This window comes from Pseudomonas silesiensis (assembly GCF_001661075.1).
In the GTDB taxonomy this organism is placed as follows: Bacteria; Pseudomonadota; Gammaproteobacteria; order Pseudomonadales; family Pseudomonadaceae; genus Aquipseudomonas; species Aquipseudomonas silesiensis.
In genome coordinates, this window is the sequence record NZ_CP014870.1 from 5,067,616 (window position 1) to 5,077,513 (window position 9,898).

The 9,898-nt window shown below is 60.7% G+C and carries 11 protein-coding genes, 1 tRNA gene and 1 pseudogene; 7 read left to right on the forward strand and 6 right to left on the reverse strand.

Translation table 11 applies throughout. The features are described from left to right. The first annotated feature begins 2 nt into the window (after window positions 1-2). From PMA3_RS22435 to PMA3_RS22450, 4 genes are read left to right on the forward strand one after another with little or no spacing between them, the layout of a single operon-like run. The gene (locus PMA3_RS22435; RefSeq protein WP_064679242.1) at window positions 3-1,250 is read left to right on the forward strand and encodes an NAD(P)/FAD-dependent oxidoreductase; all 1,248 of its coding nucleotides are present in this window, start codon (window positions 3-5) and stop codon (window positions 1,248-1,250) included. After that, on the forward strand, window positions 1,247-2,059 hold the full coding sequence (locus PMA3_RS22440; RefSeq protein ID WP_064680783.1) for a DUF1365 domain-containing protein: 813 nt from the start codon (window positions 1,247-1,249) through the stop codon (window positions 2,057-2,059). Before PMA3_RS22435 ends, PMA3_RS22440 begins: the two co-directional genes overlap by 4 nt. Next, complete coding sequence (locus PMA3_RS22445; protein WP_064679243.1) at window positions 2,034-3,293, forward strand: SAM-dependent methyltransferase; 1,260 nt, start codon at window positions 2,034-2,036, stop codon at window positions 3,291-3,293. Before PMA3_RS22440 ends, PMA3_RS22445 begins: the two co-directional genes overlap by 26 nt. A 1-nt stretch (window position 3,294) precedes the next feature. Further along, entirely contained in the window at window positions 3,295-3,786 is a 492-nt protein-coding gene (locus PMA3_RS22450; RefSeq protein ID WP_064679244.1) for a DUF2878 domain-containing protein, read from the forward strand. A gap of 49 nt (window positions 3,787-3,835) precedes the next feature. Here PMA3_RS22450 and PMA3_RS22455 read toward each other — a convergent pair whose 3' ends face one another. Beyond that, entirely contained in the window at window positions 3,836-4,372 is a 537-nt protein-coding gene (locus PMA3_RS22455; RefSeq protein WP_064679245.1) for a DUF3833 domain-containing protein, read from the reverse strand. Between the two features lie 10 nt (window positions 4,373-4,382). Further along, window positions 4,383-4,940, reverse strand: coding sequence for a chalcone isomerase family protein (locus PMA3_RS22460; RefSeq protein WP_082930396.1), 558 nt, complete (start codon window positions 4,938-4,940; stop codon window positions 4,383-4,385). A gap of 386 nt (window positions 4,941-5,326) precedes the next feature. Here PMA3_RS22460 and PMA3_RS22465 point away from each other — a divergent pair, with 386 nt between their 5' ends. The 3 genes and pseudogenes from PMA3_RS22465 to PMA3_RS22475 form a co-directional block, all read left to right on the forward strand. After that, window positions 5,327-5,743 (forward strand): hypothetical protein, encoded by a 417-nt coding sequence (locus PMA3_RS22465; protein WP_064679246.1) that lies wholly within the window; start codon window positions 5,327-5,329, stop codon window positions 5,741-5,743. A gap of 9 nt (window positions 5,744-5,752) precedes the next feature. Beyond that, a complete protein-coding gene (locus PMA3_RS22470) occupies window positions 5,753-6,265 on the forward strand; it encodes a GNAT family N-acetyltransferase (RefSeq protein WP_064679247.1) in 513 nt (170 codons plus the stop codon). 383 nt (window positions 6,266-6,648) lie between these two features. Continuing rightward, window positions 6,649-6,912, forward strand: a pseudogene (locus tag PMA3_RS22475) (short-chain dehydrogenase); the annotation flags it as partial. Between the two features lie 184 nt (window positions 6,913-7,096). On the opposite strand, the gene PMA3_RS22480 reads toward PMA3_RS22475, so the two are convergent. The 4 genes from PMA3_RS22480 to bamC form a co-directional block, all read right to left on the reverse strand. Beyond that, window positions 7,097-7,186: transfer RNA gene (locus PMA3_RS22480), tRNA-Ser, on the reverse strand. An 83-nt stretch (window positions 7,187-7,269) separates the two neighbouring features. Then, window positions 7,270-7,983, reverse strand: coding sequence for a phosphoribosylaminoimidazolesuccinocarboxamide synthase (gene purC, locus PMA3_RS22485; RefSeq protein ID WP_007898671.1), 714 nt, complete (start codon window positions 7,981-7,983; stop codon window positions 7,270-7,272). Window positions 7,984-8,011: 28 nt separating this feature from the next. Beyond that, a complete protein-coding gene (locus PMA3_RS22490; protein WP_064679248.1) occupies window positions 8,012-8,770 on the reverse strand; it encodes an MBL fold metallo-hydrolase in 759 nt (252 codons plus the stop codon). 4 nt (window positions 8,771-8,774) lie between these two features. Then, the gene (gene bamC, locus PMA3_RS22495) at window positions 8,775-9,893 is read right to left on the reverse strand and encodes an outer membrane protein assembly factor BamC (RefSeq protein WP_064679249.1); all 1,119 of its coding nucleotides are present in this window, start codon (window positions 9,891-9,893) and stop codon (window positions 8,775-8,777) included. Window positions 9,894-9,898 lie beyond the last annotated feature (5 nt).

The window sequence follows — 9,898 nt, forward strand, 5'->3', positions numbered from 1 at the left end:
ACATGCGTATCGCCATCATCGGTAGCGGGATCTCTGGGCTGACCTGTGCCTATCTACTGTCACGTCGCAATGAGGTGACCGTGTTCGAAGCCGCTGACTGGATCGGCGGTCATACCCATACCGTCGACATCGAATGGCACGGCCAGCGCTATGCCGTGGACACCGGTTTCATCGTCTTCAACGACTGGACCTACCCCAACTTCATTCGCTTGCTGGATAGCCTGGGAGTCGTCTCGCGCCCCACTGAGATGAGCTTTTCCGTGAACGATCCGGACAGCGGCCTGGAATACAACGGCAATAGCCTGGACTCCCTGTTCGCCCAGCGCGGCAATCTGCTGTCGCCGGGCTTCTGGGGAATGTTGCGCGATATCGTGCGCTTCAACCGGCAGGCGGTGGCCGACCTTGACGGCCACCGCATCGAGCCCGGCATGGGTCTTGGCGACTACCTGCACACACGAGGCTACGGGCAGCGATTCATCCATCACTACATCGTCCCCATGGGTTCGGCCATCTGGTCGGTATCAAGGGCCGATATGCTGCGCTTCCCGCTGCACTTCTTCGTGCGTTTCTTTCGTAACCATGGCCTGCTCTCGATCAGCCGGCGGCCACAGTGGCGAGTGATCGAGGGGGGCTCGCGCAGCTACGTGGAGCCGTTGTGCAAGACCTTCAGCGAACGCATTCGGCTCAATTGCCCGGTGACGAGCGTCCGTCGGGACGACACCGGCGTGGTGATCACTAGCGCCGCAGGCCAGGAGCGTTTCGACAAGGTCGTGTTCGCCTGCCATAGCGACCAGGCTTTGGCCCTGCTGGAGAAACCGACGACCAGCGAGCACGAGGTACTTGGCGCCCTCGACTATGCCGCCAACGAAGTCTTGCTGCACACCGACACCCGCCTGCTGCCCAGCCGGCGCAAGGCCTGGGCCAGCTGGAACTATCGCCTCGGCGGACCCGCCCACGCTCCGGCGGCCGTGACCTATAACATGAACATCCTGCAAGGCCTCGACGCCCCGGTGACCTTCTGCGTAAGCCTCAATCAGGGCGATAGCGTGGACCCGTCGCAGGTGCTGGCACGCTTCAATTATGCCCATCCCCAATACAGCCTTGCCGCCATGGCGGCCCAGGCGCGCCAGGGTGAGCTACAAGGAAACCGGCACAGCTACTTCTGCGGCGCTTATTGGGCAAACGGCTTCCATGAGGATGGCGTGGTCAGCGCACTGGACGTGGCGCAACGGTTCGGGGAGCGCCTATGAACAGCAGCCTTTGCTACGGTTGGGTCAGCCACCGGCGCCTGGCGCCGCGGCTCCATGCATTCCGCTATCGCAGCGGCATGTTTTACCTGGACCTAGACGAACAGCAACAGTTGCTGGGCCTGTCCCCGCTGCTCGGTGCCTCTCGCCTGGCGCCGTTGTGCTGGCGAGAAACCGATTACCTGCCAGCCTGGACTCGTCGCGGCATGCCCTTGAAGGACGCGGTGCGCGAAGTGGTGGCCAAGGCCCTGGGCCAGTCGCCGTGCGGCGCCATTTATTTGCTGACCCAGCCGCGCAGTTGGGGGATTTCATTCAATCCGGTCAGTTTCTATTTTTGCCACGACAGCGACGGGCGCCTGGCGGCGATTGTGCTGGAGGTCCGCAACACACCCTGGCGTGAGCGCTTTCACTACGTGTTGCCGGTGCTGCCCGGTCAGCCCCGGCAATTCTCGGTCACCAAGGCCTTCCATGTCTCGCCGTTCCTGCCGATGGACATGCAGTACCACATGCGCTTCCACATCGATGGCGAGCACCTGCGCATCCACATGGAAAACCGCCGCGAAGGGCAAAAAGTCTTCGAGGCCGACCTGGCCCTGCGCCGCCAGCCACTGGATGCCGGCGCGCTACGACGGCACGTACTGGCCTTCCCCTGGATGAGCCTGCGCACCCTCGGCGCCATTTATTGGCAAGCCATGCGCCTGTTGCTCAAGCGCACCCCGCTCTACGCCCACACGACCCGTCAGAGCAGCCAAAACCCTGGCCACCCTGTCCACGAGGAGTCCGAGCATGTCCGATCCAACTCTGAGCGTTAGCAAATCCTTTGGCCTGGCGCCGTTGTTCGGCGGCCTGGCCAGAAGCGCCGTGCTCGCGCAACTTCGCAACCTGCGCCAAGGCCGTCTGCGCCTGATCTGCAAAGGCCGGCAGTGGCTGTTCGGCGATGCCGGCAGCGCACTGCATGCCGAGGTCGAGATCTTCGACGACGCAGCCTGGAGCATGGTGGCGGCCAACGGCTCGATCGGTGCCGGCGAAGCTTACATCCACGGCTACTGGCGCAGTCCGGACCTGGCCGCGGTCACCCGCCTCTTCGTTGCCAACCTTGAGGTGCTCGACGCCCTTGAAGGCGGGATCGCGCGCCTGGGCCGTCCGGTCCTGCGCTTGCTGCACTGGTTCAACCGCAACAGCCGGCGCGGCTCGCGGCGCAACATCCTGGCCCATTACGATCTGGGCAATGCCTTGTTCGAGCGGCTGCTGGACCCGACCATGATGTACTCGGCAGCCATGTTCGACAGCCTGGAGCAGAGCCTGGAGCAGGGCCAACTGAACAAGCTCGAGCGTATCTGCGACAAACTCGCGCTGCACCCCGACGATCATCTGCTCGAGATCGGTACCGGATGGGGTAGCCTGGCGATCCATGCCGCCACCCGCCACGGCTGCCGGGTGACCACCACCACGTTGTCCGAGGCGCAGTACGCCCATACCCTGCAGCGCGTCCGCGATCTTGGCCTGCAAGAGCGCATTACCGTCCTGCGCGAGGACTACCGCGACCTGGGCGGACGCTTCGACAAGCTGGTCTCGATCGAGATGATCGAGGCGGTCGGGCACCGCTATCTGCCGCTTTACTTTCGCCGCTGCGCCTCGCTGCTCAAGGATGACGGCTTGATGCTGCTGCAGGCCATCACCATCCGCGACCAGCGCTATGAGCAGGCCCAGCGGTCGGTGGATTTCATCCAGCGTCATATCTTTCCCGGTGGTGCCCTGCCCTCCTTGAGCGTCATGCTTCAGACTGCCAGTCGCCACACCGCGTTGAACCTGGTGCACATGGAGGACTTCGGCCTGGACTATGCGCGCACGCTCAAGCACTGGCGCGACAACTTGCGCCAGTCGCGCAGCGCCTTGGTCGAGCTGGGGTATGACGACACCTTTCAGCGCCTCTGGGAGTTCTATCTGTGTTACTGCCAAGGCGGTTTCGAGGAGCGCGCTATCGGCGTCGCGCAACTGCTCTGGGCAGCCCCGGCCGCCCGCCGCGCATCGCTGCCGGCCGCCTGACTTGAGCCGGGCCTGGTTGATCGGCAACGCGCTATGGATGCAGGCCGCCTGGTGGGCTTGCGTGCTGAGCGAACGGCATCCCTGGCTGCTACTGCCAGTGGTGGCAGGCCTGTTGGTGCATGTGGCTGCTTGCCCACGGCCGGGAGACGAAGCAACCGCACTGGTCTGCGTGGGGCTGACAGGCTGGATGCTGGATGCCGGCCTGGGTGCGCTGGGCGTCTTCGATTTTGCCCGGCAACCCCTGCCCCTATGGCTCGCCCTGCTCTGGTTGGTGCTGGCCAGTGGGCTTCGCCACAGCCTGGCCTGGGCTCGACGCCCTGTGTGGTACGGCGCGCTACTGGGCCTGTGCGGTGGACCTCTGGCTTACCTCGCCGGCGCACCGCTGGCCGGTGTCGGCCTGCCTTGGGACACCCTTGGCACGGCCCTGCTGCTCGCGCCACTGTGGGCGGTCTGGATGCCGCTCATCCTGCGAATGGCTGCGCCCCGCTCATGAATCTGTTTGCCCGGGAACGCAAACGCCTGCCTCGGCCCGTCATCGAGGGTCACGGAAGCGACTGCGGCTGGCGGCGGAAGAACAGGGTCACTTGTCCCAACTCGACGCCAAGCTTGCTCATGCTCGAGCGATTGATCATCGTGTCTTCGTCCATCAAGTACATCCAGTCGTCCAGATCAACTTCCCAATGCCTGCCGTCAACCGGCAGGTCAAGACGATAGCGCCAGCGCAGCGCGTTGCCAGCGACCTCGCCCCTGGCCTCTCCGATTACGTCGTCCGCACGACCACGCCAATGCCCGGCGCCGGCCGGTTCCAGCGTCCAGACGCGCCGCTGACGCGTGCCATCGCTGTAGAGAAAACGCTCGTCGAGGATCAGCTGCCGACCCTCGACGCGGCTTTCGATCCGGACATGGAAACGCTTGACCACCTCGCCCGAGCGATTCTGGAACATACCCCAGGCCTGTACCGGCCGGGAGAAGAACGCCACCAGATCCAGGGTCGGTCGCTCCCTTGCGTAGTGCTCCACGCCAATGTTGTTACAGCTGACCAGCAACAGGCTAACGAGCAGTACCAGTATTTGACGCATCTCAACCTCCTCACTCCGCCGGCCCGACTATCCCCAGCAGTTGTTGACGCAATTGCTGATCCCGGGTGCGCGGATCAAGCCAGATGTCGAAGAAGGCGCGGGCGAATGCAGGGTCCTCGACCCGCCGACGCAGCTGGCCGTCGACGAAGAAACTGCAGCCAAAGCCTGGATGGTAGACCCCGGTAATCCGCATTCCGGGCCGCACATCGACGAAGGCGCCACGCATTTCACTGGACCAGCGTTGGAGAGTTGAGTCCTCTGGACGAGCCCCTGCCATGCGACGCATTTCCTTGAGACTGGCCTCCACCAGCGTGTCCCTGGAAAAGGCACGGTGGTAAGTCAGTTCGAGTGCAAAGGGCTGATCCCAGGTCAGCGGCAACCCAGCGCTCCACAACCGCGCGGTGTATAGATTTACGCCGAACCAGGTGAAGTCGCCGCTGCCCACCAGACGCCCATCGGGCAGCGCGGGATTCCCATCCGCCCAGGCAGGTAAGGCCAGTACTAGCGCGAACAGCCAGCATCTCGACCGACGATGTACGAGAAAGCGTCTGGAATCAGCCACGTTCATCAACGTCTCGACCTTTTTTTGAAATACTATACAAGACTAGCTCAATGTATAGTTTTTGCGCGATAAATAGAGAACATGTACAGCTTTTTTGGGTATGCATTTAGTGCCCAGCCCAAGGCCCTCGGGCGTCTTCGCTGGCGCCATCGCAGGTCAGCGCTGCCGAGTGGAAGGCGACTTTTGCCCTGAAAATCCCTCAAACAAAACTAATAGAATCGGCATAGGGGCGATCTCATAGGCCACGTCCCTGCTACATCGCCCGGCATGCGGGTCCACACCGGTCGCCAAGGGAAGGATTTATACCCTGGGCATTTCGGGTCGAGACCACTGCGAAAACCCGGAGTGTCAAGCAGTTTGTGATATTCTTGCTATTCAACAGGAGCAGCACCGTGACTAAGCAAGCACAGAACGAACAACTGCCACCAACGGCAACCAAGAAATCGCCTGTCATCGCCCGCCGCGATGACGGTCGCTTTGTGGCTGTGTCTTCGCTCGCAAATGAAGTGGTGGAGCGACAAGCCGCAAAGGCTTTTGCCGGCAGTGCTCTGAGCCAAACGGGCGCATATAAAGCCCCTCGCGCTCCGCGAGTCCCGCATCTTCAGAATCTGGAGCGCGAGCTTCGCGATCTGAAAAAAGTCGTCGACGCACTCGCCGTCCGCTCCGTTGTGCACGATCAGTCGGCTCAGCTTTCCGACTCTGTTGATTTCGAGGGCATGACGGTGCTCGATGCTGATACTGCATACCAGATGCTCGACAATCCCCCTGAGCCCAACAAGGCGCTCCGCAACCTGCTTGCCTTGCGCTAAGGGTTTTCGATGGATTTCATCACTGTCGACTTCGATAAGTCGATTGATCGCACTGCGTTCGATTGCGAAGTGCATCCGGCCCTCAATGCATACATTGCCCAGCAGGCTAGCCAGGACGAAAAGCGTAACGTCTCCAGAACATTCATGTATCTGCAAGACGGCATTTTGCTGGGCTACTACACGCTGGCCAACGCCGCTGTAGCGCTCGATCAGCTCAGTGATGAGATGAAAAAGAGAATGCCCCGGTATCCGATGCCGGCAGTGCTGTTGAGCCGACTGGCCGTCGACAAGAGCATGCAGAAGAAGGGGCTTGGTCAGCGGTTGATGGCTGATTTCTTTCGCCGCGTGTACGCGGTGTCGAAGCATTCTGGCGTGGCTTTCATCGTTGTTGATGCGAAAGATGAGGCTGCTGCAGCTTACTACCAGAACCTGCAGTTCGTGCCCTCGAAGGACAATCCGCTACGCCTTGTTTTGTCTGCGTCTACGATCATCCAAGGGATGCGTGAGCAGGAAGCCAAGTAGACCTGATTGATTTTCAAAACAGCCGATTTGATTCGTATAGGGTAATTTTGTCGACCGCAAACATCTGTCAAGCAACGTAGCAAAGTCCTACATCACTCCCGGAAACCCCCTCCCCACCAATCCCTTGCACAGCCTTCGCCAGGCGGCTTATAGTCCGCCCGTCGCCCAAATGGCGACCGGGTTTGGCGACCCGCAGTGGGGTGCAAAAGCGTTTGCTTCGTTGCAGGCGTTTTTGCATCTGTAGAGTTGCCATTATGGCAGCTGTGCGCGGGAGACCTTCGGGTCTGCCGGCTTCCACTCCGGTTCGCCAACCTGCGCACAGTTGCCACCCTTTCGTTTGGCGACGTCAGGTTGGTAAACCTATAAAAGAGTGGAGTTTACCCATGAATGACTATATGGCTTTAACCAGCAACGCCGACGACCTTCCTTCTCTGTACGTGAATACCACGCAGCCTCTTCATTCATTGCTCAGTACGGCAAGATATCGAATTGGCGCCGTCACCCAAATTCTGGAAAATCTCGCAATGCGCGGTGATATCACCACTGACTCGGTGATCCTTAGCGACTTCGCATTGCTCTGCAGCATTCCGTTACGCGATGGCTACGATTTGCTGGATGTCATTGCACGACGATTGGATACGGAGCCTTGTCCCTCCAGCGACTCCAGAGCCCCGCACACGAGCGCAAATGAATTTACGCCCTCTTATGCAACATAGGCTTCCGGCAGAGAGAGCTAAGCCTTCCTGGCCCTCGTAGAAACGAAGCTATTAGCCATAGCGACAGAAACGAAAAAGCCCCGTAACTTTTCAGCTACGGGGCTTTTCTATGTAATGGCGGAGAGATAGGGATTCGAACCCTAGGTACCGGTGAAGGTACAACGGATTTCGAATCCGTCCCATTCGGCCACTCTGGCATCTCTCCAACGGCGCGCATCATAACAACACTTTCGCCGGAAGCGAACCCCCTAAGCGAAATATTTCTGTTCTTTCAGATGCTTGCGTCGATTAAAGCGGTACGCCCAGACGATTGGCGACTTCTTCGTAGGCTTCGATGACGTCACCGAGGCCCTGGCGGAAGCGGTCCTTGTCCATTTTCTTGCCGGTGGCCTTGTCCCACAGGCGGCAGCCGTCCGGGCTGAATTCGTCGCCCAGGACGATGGAGCCGTCGCTGAACACGCCGAATTCGAGTTTGAAGTCGACCAGCAGCAGGCCGGCGTCGTCGAACAGTTTGCTCAGGACTTCGTTGACCTTGAGCGACAGTTCTTTCATGCGAACCAGTTGCTCGGCGGTGCCCCAACCGAAGGCCACGACGTGGGATTCGTTGATGAACGGGTCGCCCTTGGCGTCGTCCTTCAGGAACAGTTCGAAGGTGTAAGGGTTGAGCTTCATGCCTTCTTCGACGCCCAGGCGCTTGACCAGGCTGCCGGCGGCGTAGTTACGCACAACGCACTCGACCGGGATCATGTCGAGTTTTTTTACCAGGCATTCGTTGTCGCCCAGCAGTTTGTCGAATTGGGTCGGCACGCCGGCCGCTTCGAGTTTCTGCATGATGAAGGCGTTGAACTTGTTGTTCACCATGCCTTTGCGGTCGAGCTGCTCGATGCGCTTGCCGTCGAACGCCGAGGTGTCGTTGCGAAACAGCAGGATCAAGCGGTCAGCGTCGTCGGTCTTGTAAACCGATTTGGCTTTGCCGCGGTAGAGTTCTTCACGTTTTTCCATGATGGGCTCCGCTTGCTAAGTAGGTGGGCTAGGCGATGTGTCGCCAGTCGAGCCCTGAATCTTGATCGGCCAGTTGCAGCCAGTCCGGGTCGCACCCGAGGGTGTCGACAAAACATTGCCGGGCCAGCTGCGGCAGGTTGTTCTTGCTGCTCAGATGGGCCAGGACCAGGTGTTGCAGGCCTTGCCAGCCCAACTCGGACACCAGGAATGCCGCCTGGTGGTTGTTCAAATGTCCCAGCTCGCCGCCCACCCGCTGCTTGAGAAAGTAGGGGTAGTGACCGCGAGCCAGCATGTCACGGCAATGGTTGGACTCGATCATCAATGCATCGAGGTCCCGATAGCCGTCCAGCACCTTGTTGCAATAGGAACCCAGGTCGGTCAGCAGGCCGAAGCGCCGCTCACCGTCACTGAAGACGTATTGCGTCGGCTCCTGCGCATCGTGGGCCACGGCAATGACACCGATGTTCAGGTTGCCGATCTGCAGTTGCTCGCCGCCCGCCAGGAGACCGGCCGGTTCAATCGGTTTGCGCATCCCGCGCAGTGTGCCGCGACTGAGGTAGACAGGCAGATTGTAACGCCGAGACAGCAAACCCACGCCATGCACATGATCGGCATGTTCGTGGGTCACGAGTATCGCGCTCAGTTGCGCCGGGTTTACACCCAGGCGCAACAGGCGTTTTTCGGTTTCCCGCAGGGAGAAACCACAATCCACCAGCACGTACGTGTCAGCGCTGGCTATCAGCGTGCCGTTCCCTTGGCTACCGCTGCCGAGAACGGCAAAACGCATGAGATCAGCCCAGGTTGTCCTGAATCACGCTCAACACTTTGCGCGCCACGTCAGCCGGCGCCACGGTGTTGATGTTCTTCTCGACGGTGACCTGGACGTTTTCGCCAACCTTGCTCAGGCGAACCTGATAACGCTCGGCACGGGCTTCGACGGCTTCCTTGTCCGGCGCGCTGCCGAACAGGCTGCTGAAGAAGCCAGGCTTGTCGTCTGCCTTCTCGGCTTTTTCCGCCAGGTTGATGTAGTACAGGCCCAGGCTGCGGTTGATGTCTTCAACCCGCCATTCGCCCTGCTCCAGCGCACGACCGACGCTTGACCAGGCACGATCCAGGTCCGTACCGACGTTCAGTACAGGGTTGCCGCTGCCGTCTTCGCTCAGGCTGACGCGACTTGGCGTATCGAAATCACGGGAAGCCAGCATGGAGACCGAACCGCCCTTCTCCGACGTACGGCTCATGCTTGCGAGCATGTCGTCGACCAGTGCCGCGTCCAGGCCAGTGTTGACCGAACGGTTGGTGAAGGCCACGTCGGCGGTGCTGCCGGCAGGACGCTGGGCGCTGACCACATAGACTTCACTGGTGTTGCGCTGAACGCCTGGCTCGATGCGGACCCGCACGCGGGTTTCGCCGTCAGTGCCGACACCGGCGGCGCTCAGGCGCTTGGCCATCGCAGCCGACAGTTCATCGGAATGTTGCCAGGTGGTGGTGAATTCACCGGTTTGCGGGCGCTGTTCGTCCAGACGGAAACCGTTGTCCTGGAAGAACTGCACGGCCACTGGCCAGACTTCGGCCGGCGGGCTCTGGGCCACGATCCAGCGCGTGTCACCGGTCTTCTGCAGCGAGTAGGCGCCAGCGGCGTCGGCTCCGGCGGTCAGCGGCTGTGGACGCGGCACGACGTATTCGCCCTTGGCGGTGTCGTCGGCCACGTTGCGCGGGATCGGCAGCAGTGGATCCAGACGTTTGGCGGTGGTGACGTCCGGCGGCAATTGCATCGGGGCAGTCTGTTGCGCTTCCAGGTAATCGCTGCCACGGTCACGGAAATAACCTTCCGGGCCCCAGACCCATCCACAGCCACTGGTGCTGGAGATAATCAAGGCAAGTGCGGAAAGTCCGGCCAATCGCTTCATGCGTA

Excerpts from the sequence above, each read along its gene's own strand:
- PMA3_RS22435 (WP_064679242.1), top strand. The coding sequence starts at position 3 with ATGCGTATCGCCATCATCGGTAGCGGGATCTCTGGGCTGACCTGTGCC.
- PMA3_RS22440 (WP_064680783.1), top strand. The coding sequence starts at position 1,247 with ATGAACAGCAGCCTTTGCTACGGTTGGGTCAGCCACCGGCGCCTGGCG.
- PMA3_RS22445 (WP_064679243.1), top strand. The coding sequence starts at position 2,034 with ATGTCCGATCCAACTCTGAGCGTTAGCAAATCCTTTGGCCTGGCGCCG.
- PMA3_RS22455 (WP_064679245.1), bottom strand. The coding sequence starts at position 4,372 with ATGCGTCAAATACTGGTACTGCTCGTTAGCCTGTTGCTGGTCAGCTGT.
- PMA3_RS22460 (WP_082930396.1), bottom strand. The coding sequence starts at position 4,940 with ATGAACGTGGCTGATTCCAGACGCTTTCTCGTACATCGTCGGTCGAGA.
- PMA3_RS22470 (WP_064679247.1), top strand. The coding sequence starts at position 5,753 with ATGGATTTCATCACTGTCGACTTCGATAAGTCGATTGATCGCACTGCG.
- purC (WP_007898671.1), bottom strand. The coding sequence starts at position 7,983 with ATGGAAAAACGTGAAGAACTCTACCGCGGCAAAGCCAAATCGGTTTAC.
- PMA3_RS22490 (WP_064679248.1), bottom strand. The coding sequence starts at position 8,770 with ATGCGTTTTGCCGTTCTCGGCAGCGGTAGCCAAGGGAACGGCACGCTG.
- bamC (WP_064679249.1), bottom strand. The coding sequence starts at position 9,893 with ATGAAGCGATTGGCCGGACTTTCCGCACTTGCCTTGATTATCTCCAGC.